The 20,252-nt window shown below is 69.9% G+C and carries 16 protein-coding genes and 2 pseudogenes; 7 read left to right on the top strand and 11 right to left on the bottom strand.

All coding sequences use genetic code 11. The features are described 5' to 3' along the window. A pseudogene (locus B1729_RS15780) lies at window positions 1–355 on the bottom strand (oxidoreductase); the annotation flags it as partial. 184 nt (window positions 356–539) lie between these two features. Here B1729_RS15780 and B1729_RS15775 point away from each other — a divergent pair. The 3 genes from B1729_RS15775 to B1729_RS15765 are packed head-to-tail and all read left to right on the top strand — an operon-like array spanning window position 540 to window position 4,154. Beyond that, the gene (locus B1729_RS15775) at window positions 540–2,330 is read left to right on the top strand and encodes a circularly permuted type 2 ATP-grasp protein (protein ID WP_239539673.1); all 1,791 of its coding nucleotides are present in this window, start codon (window positions 540–542) and stop codon (window positions 2,328–2,330) included. Continuing rightward, window positions 2,324–3,256: an alpha-E domain-containing protein gene (locus tag B1729_RS15770; RefSeq protein ID WP_163617815.1), complete on the top strand. Its 933-nt coding sequence runs from the start codon at window positions 2,324–2,326 to the stop codon at window positions 3,254–3,256. The genes B1729_RS15775 and B1729_RS15770 overlap by 7 nt, the downstream gene beginning before the upstream one ends. Window positions 3,257–3,308: 52 nt before the next feature. Then, window positions 3,309–4,154: a transglutaminase family protein gene (locus tag B1729_RS15765; protein WP_163617814.1), complete on the top strand. Its 846-nt coding sequence runs from the start codon at window positions 3,309–3,311 to the stop codon at window positions 4,152–4,154. Between the two features lie 32 nt (window positions 4,155–4,186). Here the strand turns inward: B1729_RS15765 and B1729_RS15760 are convergent, their stop codons facing one another. Beyond that, window positions 4,187–4,369, bottom strand: a complete 183-nt coding sequence (locus tag B1729_RS15760) for a hypothetical protein (RefSeq protein ID WP_163617813.1) — start codon at window positions 4,367–4,369, stop codon at window positions 4,187–4,189. A 238-nt stretch (window positions 4,370–4,607) separates the two neighbouring features. Between B1729_RS15760 and B1729_RS15755 the strand changes: the two genes are divergently transcribed. After that, complete coding sequence (locus tag B1729_RS15755) at window positions 4,608–6,866, top strand: glycoside hydrolase family 3 C-terminal domain-containing protein (protein WP_163633724.1); 2,259 nt, start codon at window positions 4,608–4,610, stop codon at window positions 6,864–6,866. An 80-nt stretch (window positions 6,867–6,946) separates the two neighbouring features. Next, the gene (locus B1729_RS15750; protein WP_163617811.1) at window positions 6,947–7,969 is read left to right on the top strand and encodes a LacI family DNA-binding transcriptional regulator; all 1,023 of its coding nucleotides are present in this window, start codon (window positions 6,947–6,949) and stop codon (window positions 7,967–7,969) included. Here B1729_RS15750 and B1729_RS15745 read toward each other — a convergent pair. From B1729_RS15745 to B1729_RS15720, 6 genes are all read right to left on the bottom strand, one after another. Next, window positions 7,966–8,955 carry a serine hydrolase domain-containing protein gene (locus tag B1729_RS15745; protein ID WP_163633722.1) on the bottom strand — a complete coding sequence of 330 codons (990 nt, stop codon included), beginning with the start codon at window positions 8,953–8,955 and terminating at the stop codon, window positions 7,966–7,968. The genes B1729_RS15750 and B1729_RS15745 overlap by 4 nt on opposite strands. Window positions 8,956–9,027: 72 nt before the next feature. Further along, the gene (locus tag B1729_RS15740; protein ID WP_163633720.1) at window positions 9,028–10,443 is read right to left on the bottom strand and encodes a rhamnulokinase family protein; all 1,416 of its coding nucleotides are present in this window, start codon (window positions 10,441–10,443) and stop codon (window positions 9,028–9,030) included. Between the two features lie 109 nt (window positions 10,444–10,552). After that, a complete protein-coding gene (locus B1729_RS15735; protein WP_163633718.1) occupies window positions 10,553–12,589 on the bottom strand; it encodes a bifunctional aldolase/short-chain dehydrogenase in 2,037 nt (678 codons plus the stop codon). Window positions 12,590–12,621: 32 nt separating this feature from the next. Beyond that, entirely contained in the window at window positions 12,622–13,506 is an 885-nt protein-coding gene (locus tag B1729_RS15730; protein ID WP_163633716.1) for an alpha/beta hydrolase fold domain-containing protein, read from the bottom strand. A gap of 152 nt (window positions 13,507–13,658) precedes the next feature. Further along, window positions 13,659–14,825 carry an L-rhamnose isomerase gene (gene rhaI, locus B1729_RS15725; RefSeq protein WP_163617806.1) on the bottom strand — a complete coding sequence of 389 codons (1,167 nt, stop codon included), beginning with the start codon at window positions 14,823–14,825 and terminating at the stop codon, window positions 13,659–13,661. After that, window positions 14,822–15,193: an L-rhamnose mutarotase gene (locus tag B1729_RS15720; protein ID WP_204318945.1), complete on the bottom strand. Its 372-nt coding sequence runs from the start codon at window positions 15,191–15,193 to the stop codon at window positions 14,822–14,824. The genes rhaI and B1729_RS15720 overlap by 4 nt, the downstream gene beginning before the upstream one ends. Window positions 15,194–15,456: 263 nt before the next feature. Between B1729_RS15720 and B1729_RS15715 the strand changes: the two genes are divergently transcribed. Then, window positions 15,457–16,239 (top strand): hypothetical protein, encoded by a 783-nt coding sequence (locus B1729_RS15715; protein WP_163617804.1) that lies wholly within the window; start codon window positions 15,457–15,459, stop codon window positions 16,237–16,239. A gap of 12 nt (window positions 16,240–16,251) precedes the next feature. Here B1729_RS15715 and B1729_RS15710 read toward each other — a convergent pair whose 3' ends face one another. The 3 genes from B1729_RS15710 to B1729_RS15700 form a co-directional block, all read right to left on the bottom strand. Further along, window positions 16,252–17,160, bottom strand: a complete 909-nt coding sequence (locus B1729_RS15710; RefSeq protein WP_239525863.1) for a carbohydrate ABC transporter permease — start codon at window positions 17,158–17,160, stop codon at window positions 16,252–16,254. Then, on the bottom strand, window positions 17,157–18,077 hold the full coding sequence (locus tag B1729_RS15705; protein ID WP_163617803.1) for a sugar ABC transporter permease: 921 nt from the start codon (window positions 18,075–18,077) through the stop codon (window positions 17,157–17,159). The genes B1729_RS15710 and B1729_RS15705 overlap by 4 nt, the downstream gene beginning before the upstream one ends. 83 nt (window positions 18,078–18,160) lie before the next feature. After that, window positions 18,161–19,468: an ABC transporter substrate-binding protein gene (locus tag B1729_RS15700; protein WP_163633712.1), complete on the bottom strand. Its 1,308-nt coding sequence runs from the start codon at window positions 19,466–19,468 to the stop codon at window positions 18,161–18,163. A gap of 267 nt (window positions 19,469–19,735) precedes the next feature. On the opposite strand from B1729_RS15700, the pseudogene B1729_RS15695 reads away from it, so the two are divergent. After that, a pseudogene (locus tag B1729_RS15695) lies at window positions 19,736–20,252 on the top strand (hypothetical protein); the annotation flags it as partial.

Genomic DNA, 20,252 nt, shown 5'->3' with positions numbered 1-20,252 from the left:
GGGTCGCCGCGACGACGGCACCGGTGACTCCGAAGACCGCGACCAGGACGACGCCCCACGGCGGCCTGCGCGCCTGAAGCCAGCCCGCCAGGGCGGCCAGCACGAGCATCGCGAGGGCGATACCGACGACGAGCGCGATCTTGTCCGCGGTGCCGAACAGGGCGATGGCGGTGTCTTTCGCCCAGGAGGGCGCGACATCGATGAGGGCAGAGCCGATCGCTGCCACCGGACTCGCCGAGGGGCTGACGATCATGGCGACGAACTCACCGAGGCCCGCCGCCAACAGCACGGCGGCCACGCCCGCGATCCACGTCAGTGGGGCCGGGGCGCGTGCCGCACCTGGGGCCGCTGCCATGCTGCCAGCGTAGGCTTCGCGTGCCGCGGCCGGGGCCGTTCGGCAGCACGCGATGCGTGCGACGCGTCGGGGCGCTCATCGCGGAGACAGCGCGGCGGCGCTGCCGCTCGTGGCCGGCGCGGTCGCCCGGGCCGCGGCATCCGTCGAAACACCGCGGCAACACGGTCCCGGTTAGGCTGTGCGGATGGGTGATCTGTTCGACGGCTACGGCTCCACGCTGGCGCCGCGCAAGACGCCCTCGGGGGTTCCCGCGTTCGACGAGATGTTCGGGAACCCGGCCCACCCGGGTGCGCCGGCCGAGTCCCGCGAGGCCTACCGGGAGCTGTACCAGGCGCTCGCCCAGATGACCCAGGACGAACTGCGCGGTCGCACCGATTCGCTCGCCAGCTCGTACCTCGCCCAGGGCGTCACGTTCGACTTCGCGGGCGAGGAGCGACCCTTCCCACTGGATGCCGTGCCCCGCGTGATCACGTACGACGAGTGGTCGCGCATCGAGGCCGGTGTGAAGCAGCGGGTGCGGGCGCTCGAGGCGTTCCTCGACGACGCGTACGGGCACCAGTTCTGCGTGCGCGACGAGGTGCTGCCCGCCGGGCTGATCGCGAGCTCGCAGTACTTCTATCGCCAGGCCGCCGGCATCCACTCCGCCAACGGCGTGCGCATCCAGGTGTCGGGCATCGACCTGATCCGCGACGAGCACGGCGAGATGCGCGTGCTCGAAGACAACGTGCGCGTGCCGTCGGGCGTCAGCTACGTCATCTCGAACCGCCGGGTCATGGCGCAGACCCTGCCCGAGCTCTTCGTCTCGATGCGGGTGCGTCCGGTCGGGGACTACCCCAACAAGCTGCTCGCGGCGCTGCGCGCCTCGGCGCCGGCCGGCATCGAGGACCCGAACGTCGTCGTCCTCACCCCGGGCGTCTACAACTCCGCCTACTTCGAGCACACGCTGCTCGCGCGGCTCATGGGCGTCGAGCTCGTCGAGGGCCGCGACCTGCTGTGCATCGGCGGCAAGGTGTTCATGCGCACCACCCGCGGGCCCAAGCGCGTCGACGTGATCTACCGCCGGGTCGACGACGAGTTCCTCGACCCGCTGCAGTTCCGCGCCGACTCGATGCTCGGTGCGCCCGGGCTCATGCTCGCCGCGCGCCTGGGCAACGTCACGATCGCCAACGCGGTGGGCAACGGCGTCGCCGACGACAAGCTGCTCTACACCTACGTGCCCGAGCTCATCCGCTACTACCTGGCCGAGGAGCCCATCCTCAAGAACGTCGACACCTGGCGGCTCGAAGACCCGGGCGCCCTCGAAGAGGTGCTCGACCGGCTGGACGAGCTCGTGGTGAAGCCGGTCGACGGCTCGGGCGGCAAGGGACTGGTCGTCGGACCGGATGCCTCGCCCGCCGAGCTCGAGAGGCTCCGGCAGCGCCTGCGCGCCGACCCGCGCGGCTGGATCGCGCAGCCCGTGGTCATGCTGTCGACGATCCCCACCCTCGTGGAGGACGGCATGCGCCCGCGCCACGCCGACCTGCGGCCCTTCGCTGTCAACGACGGCGAAGACGTGTGGGTGCTCCCCGGAGGCCTCACCCGCGTCGCGCTGCCGGAGGGCCAGCTCGTCGTCAACTCCAGCCAGGGCGGCGGCTCGAAGGACACGTGGATCGTCGGCGGCTCGGCGCCCGGGCAGGTCGAGTACGGCCACGGCCGCGGCGTGCCCGAGCTCGTCGCCGACCAGGCGTCCACGGTGACCGCCGCCGTCCCGATCATCTACGACGCCCAGACCGAGCCGACGCACTCGCCGCACGACCGCCCGCGTTCGCGGGTCGAGCAGCAGGAGCAGCAGCAGCAGCAGCAGGCCGCGGTCGAGGCATCCGTCTCCTCCCCCCGCCGTGTCCCGATGTCGGCGAAGCATGTCCCAGAATCCCCCGCAAGAATGCCCAGGAACGACCGAAATCGGGACATGTCAGGTGGTGAGCGGGGATGCTGAGTCGCATCGCGGAGAGCCTGTTCTGGATCGGGCGGTACATCGAGCGCAGCGACGGCACGGCGCGCATCCTCGACGTGCATCTGCAGCTTCTGCTCGAAGACCCGTGGATCGACGAGGACACCGCGTGCCGGTCGCTCCTCAGCGTCATGGGCTCCGCCCCGCCGCCGGGCGTCGAGCACGTCCGCCGCGAAGACGTGCTGGCACGTCTCGCCGTCGACCGCATGAACCCGTCGAGCATCGCCTACGCCCTCACCGCGGCGCGCGAGAACGCCCGGAGGGCACGGGAGATCGTCTCGTCGGAGCTGTGGGAGACCCTCAACACCACGAATGCACGGATGCCGCGGCGCCTGCAGAACGACCGGGTGCACGAGTTCTTCCAGTGGGTGCGCGAGCGCGCGGCGCTCGCCGTGGGCATCGTGGACTCGTCCACCAGCCGGGACGAAGCCTGGCAGTTCTTCACGCTCGGACGCAGCATCGAGCGCACCGACATGACGGCGCGCCTGCTGGCGACGCGGTCGCTGACCGAGGCATCTGGTCCGTCGTGGACCACGATCCTCCGCTCGTGCGGCGCCTACGAGGCGTATCTCCGGACGTATCGCGGCATGCCGAGCGCCCGCAACGCGGCCGAGTTCCTCCTCCTCGACCGGCTCTTCCCCCGCTCGATCATCTACTCGATCCAGCGCGCCGAGGAGTGCATGAGCGCGATCGACCCGCGGGCCGACCGGGTCGGCCACTCGAACACGGTGCTGCGGGCGCTCGGGCAGATCCGCAACGATCTCGAGTACCGGCCCATCTCCGAGATCCTCGGCGAGCTGCCGACGCACATGGACCGTGTGCAGACGGTCACGCGCGAGGCATCCGAGGCGATCCGCGGCCGATTCTTCCCGACCCAGGCCGAGCCCAGCTGGATCGGAGAGATCTCATGACCCTTCGACCGGTTGGTGAGCCTGTCGAACCACAGCAACCAGGGCGGCGATCATGAAGAGACTCCGCATCGAGCACCAGACCGGCTTCGGTTATCTCGGCGACGTGACGGCCTCGTACAACGAGGCCCGCATGCTCCCGGGCTCCACCGACAGCCAGTTCGTGCTCAACTCGTCGCTCGACATCGAGCCGTCGACATCCGTCAACCAGTACGTCGACTACTTCGGCACGCGGGTCGCGGCGTTCGACGTGCTGTCGCCGCACTCGTCGCTCACGATCACCGCCCGCTCGCTGGTCGAGGTGCGTCCGCGCCCGCTCGAGCACATCGACCTCACGTGGGACGAGCTCGCCCGCGAGTCGGCCCGCTCGATCGAGACGGTCGAGCAGCTGTCGCAGACCGGGCGCACGCGCCCCCACGCCGAGGTTGCGGAGCTCGCGCGCAGCATCGCCGCAGAGCACGACCACCCCGGCCGTGCGGCGCACGCGATCTCGGTCGCGGTGGGTGACGCCGTGGAGTACATGCACGGCATCACCGGCGTGCACTCGACCGCGAGCGAGGCGTGGGAGGCGCGCAAGGGCGTCTGCCAGGACATCGCGCACGTCACCCTGGGCGCCCTGCGCGAGGTCGGCATCCCGGCGCGCTACGTTTCGGGCTACCTGCACCCGCGGCCGTCGGCCGAGGTGGGTGTCGCCGTGACCGGCGAGTCTCACGCGTGGGTCGAGTGGTTCGCGGGGGAGTGGCAGGGCTTCGACCCCACCAACAACATCGAGATCGGCGACCGGCACGTGCTGGTCGGTCGCGGACGCGACTACGGCGACGTCCCGCCGCTGCGCGGCGTCTACGCCGGACCGTTCAAGAGCAACCTGCACGTCAAGGTGACCATCACCCGCGAGGCGTAGGGCTCGGACCCTTCGTCAGCGACCCGCTTCGGTCAGGCCGGGGGGTTGTCGGGGTCCAGGGTCTCGAGAGTGTCGGCTTCGACGGGGTTGTCGGCCTCCAGCTGCTCTTCGGTGGTCTCGTCCCCGCCGACCGGGTTCTCGTCGCCGCTGCTGGGCCTCTCGTCGCCCGGGGTGGCTTCGCCGGGCGTCTGGTCTTCGGTTCGCGGTTCGTCCATGGAGACACGCTAACCCCGGAAGGATGCCGGGAGCCGGGGTCTTGACATCGCCGGCTGCGCCCCGGATGAGCGTGGGCCCGACACGTGTGCGCGCCGCTTGAGGCGCGGCATCCACCTTTCCGCGTGTGGATCACGGTGGGAGAAGAACCTTGACGTTCATGGATGCCGCGTGTCACCGTAGAGCGGTCTACATATGTAGAGCGGTCTACGGATCGCTCCTCGACGGAGAGGAACGACGATGACGTTGTCCGAGAACGAGCGACAGCCGCGCCGAACGCGCAGGCGTCGACGTGTGATCGCGGTGCTGCTGGGCGCCACGCTGGTGAGCACCGGGGCGGTGGTCGCGGTCGCCGCGCCGGCCGCCGCGGTGGACTGCGCGACGGTGCCGTGGATGGATTCGTCGAAGTCCGCCGACGAACGGGCCCAGGCGCTGCTCGACGCCAGCTCGCAGCACCAGAAGTACCGCTGGCTGGTCGAGCAGCCGGCGAACGACCCCGCTCGCACGACGTGGAACCCCGGATTCACCGGCGAAGCGCCGGTCGTGTACCCCGCGCAGGTGGCCTGTACGCCGGTCGTCATCTACGCCAACGGACCGGACGGCGTCTACCAATCGGCGGGGACCACGGCGTGGCCCGGGCCCATCGCCGTGGCCGCGACGTGGAACCTCGAGCTCGGCGAGCAGAAGGCCGTCGCCCACGGCAGCGAGTCCTTCGACAAGCGCAGTGCGGTCGTCCTCGGACCCGGCATCGCCTCGGGCCGCACACCGCTGTCGGGCCGGGGCTCGGAGTACTTCGGCGAAGACCCCGTGCTCTCTGGCCTCATGGCCGCGGCGAACGTGCGCGGTCTCGAGGACGGGAACCCGGACAAGCCGGTGATCGCGAACCTCAAGCACTACGTGGCGAACGAGCAGGAGATCGCGCGGCAGTCCAGTTCATCCAACATGGACGAGCGCACGTTCAAGCAGATCTACGACCTGCCGTTCGAGATCGCGGTGCGCAAGAGCGATCCCGGCAGCCTCATGTGCTCGTACAACCAGGTCAACGGCGCCTGGGCGTGCGAGAACGAGATCCTCACCACGAGCCTGCGACAGGACTACCCCTTCGAGGGCTATGTGATGAGCGACTTCGGATCGGTGCACTCGACCGCTCCTTCGCTGAACGCCGGTCTCGATCAGGAGCTGAACCGCCCGCGCTGGTTCACGCCCGCACGTCTGGATGCCGCACTCGCCGCCGGTGAGATCACGCAGGAGCGGATCGACGAAGCCGCGTTCCGCGTGGTGCGCTCCTACATCGCGGGAGGCCTGTTCGACCACCCGGTGCCCGCGACGCCCGTCGCGAACGTCTCCACGCCCGAGCACAAGGCGCTCGCCCGCGAGATCGCCGAGCAGAGCACGGTGCTGCTCAAGAACGACGGCGTGCTGCCCCTGGCGTCGGGGGATCTCACCGTCGCCGTCATCGGGCAGACGGCGTCGAGCGTCCCCACCGGGGGCGTCAGCGCGCAGACCGGCTGCGGCTGGGACTTCCCGTTCGGACCCGGAGGGCCGGTGCTGAACTGCACCGCGCTCGTCGACCCGCTCACCGCTCTCACCGAGCGCGTGACGCAGGCCGGCGGAGAAGTCGTGTACGACAGTGGTGCCGACGTGGCGCAGGCCGCGGCGGTGGCATCCGCTGCCGATGTCGCGCTCGTGTTCGGCCATTACACGATGGGTGAGAGTCAGGACCTGCCCGACCTCCGGCTGGACGGCAACGGCGATCAGCTGATCGCGGCGGTCGCGGCATCCGCTCCCTCCACGGTGGCGGTGCTCAACGCGGGGTCCGCCGTCGAGATGCCGTGGATCGACGACGTCGACGCGGTCTTCCACGCGTGGCACTCGGGGGAGCAGTTCGGCCCGGCGCTCGCGGCACTCGTGTACGGCGATGCGAACCCGTCGGGAAAGCTCCCGATGACGTTCCCCGTCTCGCTCGCCGACACGCCGACCGCCGGTTCGGAGGCGCAGTACCCCGGCGTGCTGGACGCGTCCGGCATCCGGCAGGTCGACTACAGCGAGGGCCTGCAGGTCGGCTACCGCTGGTATGAGGCGCAAGGCATCGAGCCCCTGTTCGAGTTCGGTCACGGTCTGAGCTACACCGAGTTCTCGTACGACAAGGTCACGGTGACGCCGCAGTCGACCACGGGAGACAAGGAGATCCGTGTGCGGTTCAAGCTCACCAATACCGGCGACGTCGCCGGCACCGAGGTGGCCCAGGTCTACCTCGAGCTGCCGGACGCCTCGGGTGAGCCCTCGAAGCGCCTGATCGGCTGGGAGCGCGTGACGCTCGAGCCCGGCGAGCACCGCAACGTGCAGGTGACGCTGTCGGCAGAGGACCTCGCCGACATGCACCTGCTCGAGTACTGGGACGCTGGTGCGTCGGCATGGGTGACCGCGCCCGGCACCTACACGGTGTCGGTGGGCGGCTCGGTCGACGCCGACGCCGAGGCGTCCTTCTCGGTCAGGTAGCCCATGACGCCGGAGGGGGCGGTGACAGCGCGCGCGGTCCCCTCCGGCGTCGCTGCGCCGCCCGCCACTACCCTCGTCTCATGAGTGTCCATCGGCCGCGTGCGGCGACCATCGAAGACGTCGCGCTGGCGGCAGGCGTGTCGCGTGCGGCCGTGTCGAAGGTGCTGCGTGACGCCTACGGCGTCAGCGATGCGATGCGCGCGCGTGTGACGGCGGCGATGACCGAGCTGAACTACCGCCCGCGGATCGCCGCACGCGCGATGCGCGGGCGCACATACACGCTCGGCATCGAACTCCCCGACCTCGCGAACCACTTCTTCGCGCGGATCGTGCGGGGAGCGACGGGCGCGCTCGAGGGGACGCCGTACCAACTCATCATCGCCCCCGCCGAGGCAGGGTCGCGCGAAGGGCTGCGGGCGCTCGAGGCTCTGGTGGACCGCCAGGTCGACGGCCTCATAGCCGTCTCCCCCCGCGTCGACGAGGCGGGGCTGGAGCGGATCTCGGCATCGGTGCCGGTCGTGATGTTCGGGCGACACGACACCTCCGACCGCTACGACGTGGTCGCCGGCGACGACGCGGCCGGGGCGCAGGCGGCGATGCAGCATCTGCTGGCCCTCGGGCACACGCACATCGCCCACCTGACGCTGCCCGAGTCCGACCACGCCGAGCCCTTCCCGCACGGCGTGCGCCTGCGCGAGTATGCCGCGGCCATGGCGGCCGCCGGCCACCGCGACCGGGCCGTCGTCTGGCGCACCGACGAGGGGGAGGGGAACTCCTACCAGGTCGTACGCCGCACGCTCGAGGCCGGCACGCCGGTCACGGCCGTGTTCGCGGCTCACGACGAGCTCGCCTTCGGGGCGATGCGCGCCGCCGCCGAGCTCGGGCGGCACCTCTCCGTCGTCGGCTACGACGACGTGCCGATGGCGTCGCACCCCGCTCTCGGCCTCACGACCGTGCACCAGCCGGGCGAGGCGATGGGCGCTCGAGCGGTCGAGATGCTCCTCGAGCGCTTCGCCGGGCGCACGGAGCCCGTGCACGAGGGCTTCGAGATCGAGCTGAAGGTGCGCACGTCGACCGGACGCCCGCCGGCCGGAGGCCGCTAGACGCCCGACACCACCGCGTTGTCGAGCTCGTCGGCGTCGACGCCGGGCCGCTCCGCCTGGTTCGTGAGCAGCACATAGGCGACGCCGGCGGTCGGGTGCACCCAGAACTCGGTGCCCGCCCAGCCGCCGTGGCCGAAGACGTCGCGGTCGATGAGACCGGGCGCTCGCGTGCGGAGGTTGAAGGTGAAGCCCCAGTCCTGGCCGCGCTGGGCCGGGTAGGGCTCGAGGCGGGGGATGTCGCCGGTGAGCGGCCGCAGCATCATTCGCAGCGTCGCCGGCTGCACCACGCCGCCGGGCTCGCCCTGCCCGATCCGCAGCAGTGCTGCCCCGAGCGCGAGGAGGTCGCCGGCGGTGCCGATCATGCCTGCGCCGGGGCTGCGGTGGCTCGCGAACCCCCGCATGTCGAGACCGAGACGCTCCGCATCGACCACGGTGTGCGGGTCGGCGGCGGGGTCGAGCGTGAGCCCGCTCGCGCCGAGCGCGGGCGCCCACCCCGCGATGTCGGCATCCCATGTCCGTCCGGTGCGGTGCCGCACCAGCTCGGCGATGCCGTCGAACGCCACCGTCGAGTAGCGCGAGGCGGTGCCGGCGGCGAAGTCGCGACCCGGTGCCAGCAGGGCCGTGCGCAGCCCCTCGGCGGGGTCGAGAGACGGCTCACGGATGCCGGAGGTGTGGCTTGCGAGGTGACCCAGGCGCACCACGTCGTCGCGGCCGGCACCGAACTCGGGGATCGCCGACGACAGCGGCGTCTCGGTGGTGAGCTGCCCGCGTTCGATCGCGCGCGCCGCGGTCAGGCCCGTCAGCACCTTGGTGATGGAGAACAGCCAGTATGGGTCGTCGACGGCGGCACGGCGGCCGTTCGTCGCGCCGAACGCGTCGAGGGCGGCCACGCCGTCGGCGGTGGCGACGCCCAGGACCGCCGTGGGCAGGCGCTCCTCGTCGACCTGCCGTCGCGCCCAATCGAACGCCGCTGCGTATGCGGTCACGTGCTCACTCCTTCAGCTGCTGCGCGGTGCGCCCGGCCGCGGCACCCGCGCCCGCGCCGGCCGTGCGTTGGACTACGCGCGCGGCTCGTATCGTACGGGAGCCGCGCCGGCCGCGACCGCGCGGCGCAGGTCCTCGAGGGTCGCGTCGGGTCCGAACCAGCCGTGCGCGCGCGCCTGCACGAGCACATTGCCGAGCGCGGTCGCCTCGACCGGCCCCGCGAGCACAGGAAGCCCGGAGCGGTCCGCCGTCGCCTGGCACAGCAGCCGGTTGAGGGCCCCGCCGCCGACGATGTGGATCACGTCGATGTCGCGGCCGGTGAGCCGGCCCGCGGTCGCCACGGCGTCGGCGAACGCCTGGGCGATGCTCTCGACGATCGTGCGCGCGAACGCCTCGCGGGTCGCCGGCACGGGGCTGCCGCCTTCGGCGAGCACAGCCGCGATGCGCGCGGGCATGTCGCCGGGGGCCGACAGACGCGAGTCGTTGGCGTCGAACAGCGGGATGTCGCCGGTGACGGCGGCTGCGGCATCCAGCAATCGCGGAAGATCGATCGCCGCGCCGTCCTCGGCCTCCCAGGTGCGCACCGCCTCGCTGAGCAGCCACAGGCCGGTCACGTTGTGGAGGAAGCGCACACGTCCGTCGACGCCGCCCTCGTTCGTGAAGTTCGCTTCGCGCGCCGCGTCGCTGACGACGGGCTCGTCGAGCTCGACGCCCACGAGGCCCCAGGTGCCGCACGAGATGTACGCCGCGTCCGGGGTGCTCAGCGGCACGGCGACGACGGCGGAGGCCGTGTCGTGCGAGCCGACCGCGATCACCTCGAGCGGGGCGCCGATGCGCTCGCGCGCCTCACCGTGCAGCGTGCCGAGACGCTCGCCCGGATCCACCAGCGGGGGGAGCACGGATGCCGGGATCCCGACTCGCGTAGCGAGCTCGAGGTCCCACTGTCCGGTGCGGACGTCGACCAGACCCGTTGTGGAGGCGTTCGTGCGCTCCGCCACGCGCACCCCGGTGAGGAGGAACGCGACGAGATCGGGGATGAGGAGCGACACGTCGGCGTCGGCGAGGCGCGCCTCGACGGCGTACTGGTACAGCGTGTTGAAGGGGAGGAACTGCAGTCCGTTGCGGCGGTACAGCTCCTCGAAGGGGGCCTCGGCGTGCACCGCCGCGACCCCGCGGGCGGTGCGCTCGTCGCGGTAGTGGAACGGCTCGCCGAGCAGCTCGCCGCCGTGCACGAGGCCGTAGTCCACCGCCCACGAGTCGATGCCGATGCTCGCGATGCCCGGCTCGCGTCGGAACGCCTCGGTGAGCCCCTCCACGATGTGGCGGTACAGCGCGGAGAAGTCCCAGTGGAGCCCGTCCGGCCCCGGCACGGGACCGTTCGGGAATCGTGCGACCTGCTCGAGGCGCAGCATCCCGTCGTCCACGTAGCCGAGCATGACGCGCCCGCTGGTCGCGCCGAGGTCGACCGCCGCGACGACTCCGCCGCTCATGATGGGTCTCCTGGCGTTTCGACGCGCTTCGCTCGCTCAACGACCGGGATCTGGTGGCGGTCGTTGAGCGAGCGAGGAACGAGCGAGACGAAACGCCCAGAACGCGGGGTCATCGAAGGAACGCGGCGGCGACGCCGGAGTCGACCGGGATGTGCAGGCCCGTGGTGCGCGTGAGCTCCGGGCCGGTCAGCACGTACACGGCGTCGGCGACGTTCTCGGGCACGACCTCGCGCTTGAGGATGGTGCGGTTCGCGTAGAACTGGCCGAGGTCCTCTTCCTTGACGCCGTACGTCGCGGCGCGGTTGGCGCCCCACCCGGAGGCGAAGATGCCCGAGCCGCGCACGACGCCGTCGGGGTTGATGCCGTTGACGCGCACACCGTGCTCGCCGAGCTCGACCGCGAGCAGGCGCACCTGATGCGCCTGGTCGGCCTTGGTCGCCGAGTACGCGATGTTGTTCGGACCGGCGAAGACGGAGTTCTTCGACGAGATGTAGATCACGTCACCACCGAGCTTCTGCTCGATGAGGATCTTCGCGGCGGCCTTCGAGACGAGGAACGAGCCCTTCGCCATCACGTCGTGCTGCAGATCCCAGTCCTTCTCGGTGGTCTCCAGCAACGGCTTCGACAGCGACAGGCCGGCGTTGTTGACGACCAGGTCGACACCGCCGAACGCGAGCACCGCAGCGTCGAAGGCGGCCTGGATCGCGTCGGCGTCGGCGACGTTCGCGGCGACGCCGATGGCGACATCCGTGTTGCCGAGCTCGGCGGCAGCGGCCTGCGCCTTCTCGAGGTCGAGGTCGGCGATGACGACGCACGCGCCCTCGGCGGCGAGGCGGACGGCGATCGCCTTGCCGATGCCGGATGCCGCGCCCGTGACCAGGGCGATACGTCCCTGGTGGGTCTTGGGCTTCGGCATGCGCTGCAGCTTCGCCTCTTCGAGCGCCCAGTACTCGATGCGGAACTTCTCGGCGTCCGAGATGGGGGAGTACGTCGACAGCGCCTCGGCGCCGCGCATCACGTTGATCGCGTTGACGTAGAACTCGCCGGCGACGCGGGCGGTCTGCTTGTTCGCGCCGTACGAGAACATGCCCACGCCGGGGATCAGCACGATGAGCGGGTCGGCGCCGCGGATCGCCGGGCTGTCGGCGGTCGCGTGGGCGTCGTAGTAGGCCTGGTAGTCGGCGCGGTACGCCTCGTGCAGTTCCTGCAGTCGCGCGATCGAGTCCTCGACGGAGGCCGAGGCGGGCAGGTCGAGGATGAGCGGCTTGACCTTGGTGCGCAGGAAGTGGTCGGGGCAGCTGGTGCCGAGCTCGGCGAGGGCCGGAGCCTTCTCCGACGCGAGGAAGTCGAGCACGACGTCGGCGTCGGTGAAGTGGCCGACCATCGGCTTGTCGGTCGACGCGAGTCCGCGGACCGTCGGTGCGAGCGCGGCGGCCTTGGCGCGGCGCTCGGCGTTGGGGAGCGCCTCGAAGCCGGCGCGGACGCCGCCGAAGGGGTCGGCCTTGCCGTTCGCAGCGATGTACGCGGCGGCGGTCTCGATGATCCAGAGCGAGTTCTGCTCGGCCTCTTCGGAGGTGTCGCCCCACGCCGTGATGCCGTGGCCGCCGAGGATGCAGCCGATCGCCTGCGGGTTCTTCGACTTGATGTCGGCGATGTCGAGGCCCAGCTGGAAGCCGGGGCGCCGCCACGGCACCCACACGACCTTCTCACCGAAGGCCTTCGCGGTGAGCTCCTCGCCGGCGGCGGCGGTCGCGATCGCGATGCCCGAGTCGGGGTGCAGATGGTCGACGTGCGCCGCGTCGACGAGACCGTGCATGGCGGTGTCGATCGACGGCGCGGCCCCGCCCTTGCCGTGCAGGCAGTAGTCGAACGCGGCCACCATCTCGTCTTCGCGCTCGACGCCGGGGTAGACGTTCACAAGGGCGCGCATGCGGTCCAGGCGCAGCACCGCGAGGCCGGACTCCTTCAGCGTGCCGAGGTCGCCGCCCGAGCCCTTGACCCACAGCAGCTCGACGGGCTCTCCGGTGACCGGGTCGGTCTCCGTGCCCTTCGCCGACGTGTTGCCGCCGGCGTAGTTGGTGTTCTTCGGATCGGCGCCGAGGCGGTTGGACCGGGTGATGAGGTCGGAGACGGCCGGGTTGGTCATGGCTGGATTCCTTCTGAGGTGGCTGATGTCGCTCAGGCGAATGAGGCGGGAGCGGAGGCGGGTGCTGCGAGGCGAGCACCGGCGAGGGACAGGGAGGCGAGGCGGGTCGCGAAGCGAGCGAGGGTGACGGATGCCGCGGGCTCCTGCGGGCGGTTCAGATGACCGTGATCGGTGCCCGGCTCGGTGACGACCTCGATCGGACGCCCGGCAGCCCGCAGGGACGCGGCGAACGCCTCACCCGAGACGCGGAGCTCGTCGACATCGCCGTTGACCATGAGCGTGGGCGGGAACTCCGTGAGGTCGTCAGGGCGCGCGTTCCCGGGAATCGCCGCGAGCGGCGCGTCGTCGATCGGGCCGCCCAGATAGTTCTCGTACATGGCGCGGACCATCTCCGGCCGGAACCGGTCGGCCGCGGGCTGCGCGTCGAGCGCGGCACGGAGCGCGGCATCCGGCGCCGGCTGCACCGCGAGCAGCGTGGGGTAGGCGAGCAGCACGAGGGCCGGAAGGTTCACCGCCCGTCGTTCGATGAGTCGCAGGGTCGCCCCGGCGGCGAGGTTGCCGCCGGCGCTGGTGCCGCCGATCGCGAGCCGTTCGGGATCGATCCGCAGGCGGCCCGCGTTGTCGACGGTCCACGACCATGCGGCGAGCATGTCATCGGATGCCGCGGGGTAGTGGTCGCCGCCGCTCGTCCGGCCGGCCGCATCCCATCCTTCGGGAACGGGGGCGAGGCGGTAGTCGACCGAGACGACCGTCGTGCCGCGGGCGGCGAGCTGCTCGGCGACCCAGTCGGACTCGGGCATGTCGAGGTCGCCGAACGCGAACGCGCCGCCGTGCGCCCACACGAGTCCGGTGCCGTGGGGCTCACGGGCGGGGTAGACGCGCACGAGGCCGTCGGCGGCGGAGTAGGGCTCGCTCATCTGGATCCTTCGGGTCCGGACCCGGCAGCAGTGCCGGGATCGAGGTGGTGCACCGGGGGTGTGGGGATCGGCATCCCACACCCCCGGTGGGTCTTGGTCCGCGTCAGCGGCCGGGGGGTTTGGGGCGTAGCCCCGTTGGGTGCTGTACGAGGTCAGGCGCCCCAGCCGGCCTGCGTGCCGCCGACGCGGTCCGCGGCGATCTGCTGCTGGTAGCCGGACGCCGCGTACGCGGCCATCGGGTCGGCGGCGAGTCCGCGGGACTCGCGCCACTCGGCCAGAGCGGGGCGGACGTCCGTGTAGAACGCGTCCATGAAGACGGCGTTGGCGCCGAGCACGTCGTTCGCCTGCTGCGCCGCGGCGAGGGCGTCGCGGTCGACGAGGAGGGCCCGCGCGGTCATCTCCTGCACGTTCAGCACCGAGCGGATCTGGCCGGGGATCTTGTCCTCGACGTTGTGGCACTGGTCGAGCATGAACGCCACGTCGGGGTTGTTGAGCCCGCCGCCGCGCACCACTTCGAAGATGATGCGGAACAGCTGGAACGGGTCGGCCGCGCCCACGATGAGGTCGTCGTCGGCGTAGAAGCGCGAGTTGAAGTCGAACGAGCCGAGCTTTCCGAGGCGCAGCAGCTGCATGACGATGAACTCGATGTTGGTGCCGGGCGCGTGGTGGCCGGTGTCGAGGCAGACCATCGCCTTGTCGCCGAGGGAGGCGACCTGCGCGTAGGACGTGCCCCAGTCCGGAACGTCGGTGTGGTAGAACGCCGGCTCGAAGAACTTGTACTCCAGCACCAGCCGCTGCTCGTCCGACAGGCGGTCGTAGATCTTCTGCAGCGAGTCCTGCAGGCGGTCCTGACGCGCGCGGATGTCGGCCTGCCCCGGGTAGTTGGATCCCTCGGCGAGCCAGATCTTCAGGTCGCGCGAGCCGGTGGCGTCCATGATGTCGATGCACTCGAGGTGGTGGTCGATCGCCTTGTTGCGGATGCGGTCGTCGTGGTGCGTGAGCGCCCCGAACTTGTAGTCCTCGTCCTGGAACGTGTTCGAGTTGATGGTGCCGAGGCTCACGCCGAGGTCTTCGGCGTGGCGGCGCAGGTCGGCGTAGTCGTCGACCTTGTCCCACGGGATGTGCAGGGCCACGCTGGGCGCGAGCTTCGTGTAGGCGTTGACCTGCGCGGCGTCCGCGATCTTCTCGTACGGGTCGCGCGGCGTGCCGGCGGTCGTGAAGACGCGGAAGCGTGTGCCGGAGTTGCCGAACGCCCAGCTCGGCAGTTCGATGCCCTGGCCTTCGAGGGCGGACAGGATGTCGGGTGACAGCGTCGTCATGATGCGTTGCTTTCGTTGTCGGATGCCGCGGCCGAAGCTGCGGCGAGTTGGTCGTGCAGGTGGAAGATCTCGGTGAGGGGGGTGGCCGCCTGATCGGGCCGGCCATCGAGGCCGACGAAGAAACGCCCCATCTCGGCCTCCCAGCGGCCGGCGACCTCGGAGTTCGCGAGATATGCCTGGGCCGCCTCGTCGTCGTCGGTCTCGTAGTACCCGATGAGGCGCCCGCCCTCGCCCAGGAAGAGCGAGTAGTTGCGGCGGCCGGAGGCCTCGATCTCGGCGAGCATCTCGGGCCAGACCGGGGTGTGGCGGGCGACGTACTCGTCGAGCAGCTCGGGGCGTACCAGGAGCTGGAAGCAGACCCGCCGCACGCCCGCGCCCTGGTGCGCCGACGCGCTGCGCAGAGCCTCAGGACGCCCGTGTCCGGCTGGCGTGGTCTCGCTCGTCATGGCGTGGTGTTCCTTCGTGTGTGGCCGTGGTGTCGGCGGTGACAGGCCATCGGGGCGCTGAATCGTTTCAACGATACGACATCTTTTCGACCCCCGCAACCGGAAAGCGCTTCCCGTCGAATCGTACGCGGTCGGGCGTCGTGGTGTCGATAGCGTGGTGCCCGACCCGATGCGAAGGAGCACACGTGGAGCAGCACGAACGGGCGCTGGCCGCCTATGTCGATTCGGTGCGCGAGCAGCCCGGCGCGCTGGCGGTCGTCGCGATCGGATCGGTGGCGCAGGGCAGGGAGCGTGCGGACTCCGACGTCGATGTGTACTTCGTCGTCGACGACGAGCGCTTCGCCGCCGAGACCGCGGCGGGACGATTCGCCTGGATCGAGCGGTACGGGGTGGATTATCCCGGCTCGTACATCGACATCAAGCTCGCGAGCCCCTCGTACCTCGAGACGGCGGCTCAGCGGGCCGACGACCCGACGCGTGCCTCGTTCCGCGGCGCTCGCGTCGCCTGGAGCGTGCTCCCAGAGATCGAGCCCACGCTCGAGCGGATCGTCACCCTGCCCGACGACGTGTGGGACGAACGTGTCCGCTCCCACCTTTCGCAGGCGCGGTTGTACGGCGGGTACTTCCTGCGTCAGGCGGTCGAGCGCGACGACGAGTTCCTGCGCCGCCACGCCGGGCTGCACCTGACGCTCGCGGCCGCACGTGCGGCCCTCGCCGCGGCGCACGTCATGATGCCGGGCCCGAAGTACATCTCGAAGCTGGTGCGGTCCGTTCCCACCCCGGACGGTTTCGTCGAGGCGTGGGAACGGGCCGTCGCCGATCCCGATGCGCAATCCGGAGAAGCGCTGCTCGGCATCCTGTTCGAATGGCTCGGCGGTGGGCTCACTCAGGAGGAGACGCTGTCGATCTTCATCCGCGACAACGAGCTCGCCTGGCTCCGCGGGACCGTCCCCGCGGAGTTCTGGTGAACGCACGGCGCATCACCCCTTGACCGCTCCGCTGGTCATACCCGCGACGATCTGGCGGTTGAAGAAGATGTACATGATCAGCGGCGGGATGGTGATGAGCAGGATGTCCATGAACAGCAGGTTCCACTCCGTGAGGTTCTGGCTGGAGAAGCTGTAGAGGGTCACCTGGACCGTCGCGTTCGCCTCGCCGGGCAGGAAGTACAGCGGGTTGGTGAAGTCGTTGAACACATTGACGGCCTGCACCACGATGACCGTGATCACGACCGGCTTCAGCAGCGGCAGCACGACCTGGAAGAACAGCCGGATCGGCCCGGCGCCGTCGATGGTAGCCGCCTCGTCGAGCTCACGCGGGATGGTCGCGACGAAGGCGCGGAACAGCAGTATGCAGAACGAGAGTCCGAAGGTGACCTCGATGAGGATCATGCCGGGCATCGTCTTGAACAGTCCGAGTCCCTGCATCACCCAGATGGTCGGCACGACGGCGGGCGGCACGATGAGTCCGGCGAGCACGAAGAAGTTGATGAGGTGGTTCCAGCGGGACTTGCGACGCTGCAGCACGTAGCCGACCATGGCGGCGAGCACGACCATGATCGCGACGCTCGCCACGGTCAGGATCGTGCTGTTCACGAACGCGCGGACGAGGATGAAGTCCCGCGTCTGCAGCACCGTGAGGAAGTTCTCCCACAGGTACCAGCCCTGCTGAGGCAAAGAGAACTCGAGAAGCGATGACTCCTGCGAGTTCTTCGCGGCCGTGAGGAAGATGAAGACGAACGGCACGATGAAGACGACGATCGACAGCAGGATCGCGATGATGCCGAGCAGGTACTTGCGCAGGAAGCGCCGGACGGTCATGGGGCGGCGGTCGGCACGCGGGATCCGCCCCTTGGTGTCAGCGGTGGTGATGGCGCGGGTGAGGGTCATGATTCCACCTGCCGGCGAGTGAGGAGGTACTGAATGGGGATGATGATCGCCGCGACGACGAGGAAGAGGACGACGTTGCCCGCGGTCGACAGGCCGTAGAAACCGGCCTGGTATTGCTTGTAGACCACCGACGCGATGACGTCGCTGGAGAACCCGGGACCACCGCGGGTCATTGCCCAGATGAGCTCGAACGATCGCAGCCCGCCGATGAGCGACAGGAGCACCACAGTCGCCGTCGCGGGGCGCACCAGCGGCAGCGTGATGTGCCAGAAGTTCTTCCACGCCCCGGCGCCGTCGACCTTCGCCGCCTCGTAGTACTCCTGCGGGATCGCCACGATGCCCGCGATGTAGATCAGCGTCGCGATGCCGACGCCCTTCCAGATGTCGACGAGCGCGATCGAGTAGATCGCAAGAGCGGGATCGGTCAGCCAGTCCGGGCCGTCGATGCCGAAGGCGGCGAGCGACTTGTTGATGAGACCGTCGAACGGGTCCATCAGCACCTTGAAGGTGACCCCGACGCCGATGGTCGAGACGAGCACCGGGAAGAAGATCGTCGAGCGCAGGTAGCCGCGGCCGAGGATGGCTCCGGTCAGCAGCACCCCCAGGGCGAGTCCCAGCACGACCTTCGCTCCCGACGTCAGGAACGCGTAGATGAAGGTGTTGATGAGGCTCTGGAACATCATCGGCTCGGTGAAGAACGTCACGAAGTTGTCGAGCCCGATGAAGGTGGAGTCGAACAGCGTCCATCTCGTCAGTGCGAAGTAGAACGACGCGAACGTCGGGACAGCGAAGAGGACGATGTAGAGCACCGCGGACGGGATGTAGAACCACGTCGGGTACATGCTCTTCATGGACTTGCGCTTGGCGCGTGGCGGTGGGGCGGTCTTCTCGCGCGGGCGTTCCGCGATGCTCGTCATTGTCATCTCCGTTGATGTCGTCGGGGGTCGCGCCGCGGACGACGCGACCCCCACAGGTTTACTGCGATATCAGGCCCGGTGGGTCACCAGCCCTCGAGGCCGAGCTGCTGAGCCTGCTTGACGACATCCTCGTCGTACAGGGCCGCGCCGTCCTCCGCTGAACGGATGCCGGAGCCCACCTCGACGGTGATGTTCTCGAGGTTCGGTCCCTTGATCGGGGAGAGGAACTCGAGCGCGGGGTTGGTGTTGCCCTCGTCGAAGTACGGCTGCATGTCCTTCAGGAGCCCGGGCACGTCGTCGGGGAGCGTGCAGGCGCTGGTCGCGAACGGCCCGCTCGGCACCATCACCGTGGTCTGGACCTCGCAGCCGCCGGGCGAATTGAGGAACTCGACGAACGTCTTCGCGGCCTCCAGTTGGTCACCCTCGGTGGTCTTCGGGATGTAGACCGCGTTGGGCAGCCACACCGTGAGCTTGGTGTCCTCGGCGTTCTGCGCGGGCAGGGGGAACACGCCGATGTTCTCGAGCTCGTCGGGGTAGTTCTGCTGGAAGGTCGAGACGATGCCGGTCAGGATCGGGTAGTGCGCACCCTCGCCCGTGGCGACCATGCGAGCGCCGTCGTCGTACAGCGCGGACGCGAAGTCCTCATTCCACCACCCTGCTTCGAACCCCGCCTGCTGGTTGGCGAACCCCGCCAGCGCGGGCTCGTCGACGTACTTGCGCTCGCCCGCGGTGTACTCCTCGGCCCAGTCCGGGTCCTGCGCGAGCACGTTGCCGAAGTCGCCCAGGATGAACAGCTGGCTCGTCCAGGTGTCGCCGTAGGTCTGGATGACCGGCGTGATGCCGGCGGCCTTGATCGCCTCGTTGTTGGCGGCGAACTCGTCCCACGATGTGGGCACCTCGAGCCCGAGGTCGGCGTAGACCTGCTTGTTGTAGACGACGGCGCCGGCCTGCGTCGCGCCGAACGGCGCCCCGTAGATGCCGTTCTCCGTCGACACGACGGGAGTCATGGTGTCGAGGAGGTCGTCCACCCAGGGCTCGTCGTCGAGGGGCACCAGGTTCTGGTCGGGGTTCATCGCCTGGAACAGCGATCCCGAGTTGTAGTAGAAGACGTCCTCCATCTCGCCGGTGGCGAGCTTGGTCTTGATGAGGTTGTCGCCCTCGGTGCCTGCGGGCTGGGTCTCCAGTCGCACCGTGATGTCGTCGTGCTCGGCCTCGAACGCCTCGATCAGCGCCTCAGCGACCTCGACGTTCGTGCCCGTGTTCTGCGTCAGGAACGAGATCTCGACAGTGCCGTCGTCACTGCCACCACCACTGCATGCGGCCAGCGGCACAGCCAGTGCCACGATGCCCGCACCCGCGAGGAGCAATCTCCTGGTCGGGGAGCTCTTCATCTTTACCTCCTTGTAAAGCTGAGCGGATGGTCCGCCCACGCTGCCGGATTCCCTGGTGCTTCTGCCGAGCGGAGTCGATGCCCTCAGGGCATTGAAACCATTCAACCCTCGTAAGGTACGTCCGTTCGAGGGCCGGGTCAACAGGCGATCGGGAACTTATCCGTCACGATCGTGTAACGGTCTACACTTCGATTGACAAGAACCATGAATCGTTTCACGATGGTGGAGCGGGTCGGCGATGCGGCCGACCGACGAAAGGACACAGCCATGACGGCTCTTCCCTCTCCCTCGGCAGTGGATGCCGCGACGCGCGTCGTCGCACTCCGCACGCAGCACGGGACCGGCCTCCTCGGTGTGCCCCGCGCAGGCCTGCGTCTGAGCTGGCGCGCCGAGACCGACGACGCCGGTGCCCGGATCGAGGGCTACCAGCTCGCAGAGGGTCCCGAGGGTGCCGAGCTCGTCGCGTCGGAGCCCGTCGCATCCACCCGCACTGCGGGCGTCGCGATCCCCGGAGCGCTCGCGCCCCGCGAGCGCCGCGCCTTCGCGGTGCGGGTCGCGACGACGACCGGCTGGACCGCGTGGAGCGAGCCGATCGTGGTCGAGGCCGGCGTCGAGGGCGCCGACCTCGAGGCGGCCGTCATCGGCAACGACACGCCCGCCGACGGACCCGTCCCACTGCTGCGCACCGAGTTCCCCCTCGATGGCGTGCCCGCGTCGGCGCGCCTGCGCCTCAGCGCTCTCGGCCTCGTCGACGCGTGGATCAACGGCGCGCGCGCCACCGATG

Origin of the sequence: Microbacterium sp. B35-04 (assembly GCF_010634885.1) — a bacterium.
Taxonomy (GTDB): Bacteria; Actinomycetota; Actinomycetes; order Actinomycetales; family Microbacteriaceae; genus Microbacterium.
Note: the sequence above shows the minus strand (reverse complement) of the source record. Positions and strands in the feature narration are given on the sequence as shown.

Excerpts from the sequence above, each read along its gene's own strand:
- B1729_RS15705 (WP_163617803.1), bottom strand. The coding sequence starts at position 18,077 with ATGACGAGCATCGCGGAACGCCCGCGCGAGAAGACCGCCCCACCGCCA.
- B1729_RS15710 (WP_239525863.1), bottom strand. The coding sequence starts at position 17,160 with ATGACCCTCACCCGCGCCATCACCACCGCTGACACCAAGGGGCGGATC.
- B1729_RS15775 (WP_239539673.1), top strand. The coding sequence starts at position 540 with ATGGGTGATCTGTTCGACGGCTACGGCTCCACGCTGGCGCCGCGCAAG.
- B1729_RS15740 (WP_163633720.1), bottom strand. The coding sequence starts at position 10,443 with ATGAGCGGCGGAGTCGTCGCGGCGGTCGACCTCGGCGCGACCAGCGGG.
- B1729_RS15755 (WP_163633724.1), top strand. The coding sequence starts at position 4,608 with ATGACGTTGTCCGAGAACGAGCGACAGCCGCGCCGAACGCGCAGGCGT.
- rhaI (WP_163617806.1), bottom strand. The coding sequence starts at position 14,825 with ATGACGACGCTGTCACCCGACATCCTGTCCGCCCTCGAAGGCCAGGGC.
- B1729_RS15730 (WP_163633716.1), bottom strand. The coding sequence starts at position 13,506 with ATGAGCGAGCCCTACTCCGCCGCCGACGGCCTCGTGCGCGTCTACCCC.
- B1729_RS15765 (WP_163617814.1), top strand. The coding sequence starts at position 3,309 with ATGAAGAGACTCCGCATCGAGCACCAGACCGGCTTCGGTTATCTCGGC.
- B1729_RS15700 (WP_163633712.1), bottom strand. The coding sequence starts at position 19,468 with ATGAAGAGCTCCCCGACCAGGAGATTGCTCCTCGCGGGTGCGGGCATC.
- B1729_RS15770 (WP_163617815.1), top strand. The coding sequence starts at position 2,324 with ATGCTGAGTCGCATCGCGGAGAGCCTGTTCTGGATCGGGCGGTACATC.
- B1729_RS15735 (WP_163633718.1), bottom strand. The coding sequence starts at position 12,589 with ATGACCAACCCGGCCGTCTCCGACCTCATCACCCGGTCCAACCGCCTC.
- B1729_RS15750 (WP_163617811.1), top strand. The coding sequence starts at position 6,947 with ATGAGTGTCCATCGGCCGCGTGCGGCGACCATCGAAGACGTCGCGCTG.
- B1729_RS15760 (WP_163617813.1), bottom strand. The coding sequence starts at position 4,369 with ATGGACGAACCGCGAACCGAAGACCAGACGCCCGGCGAAGCCACCCCG.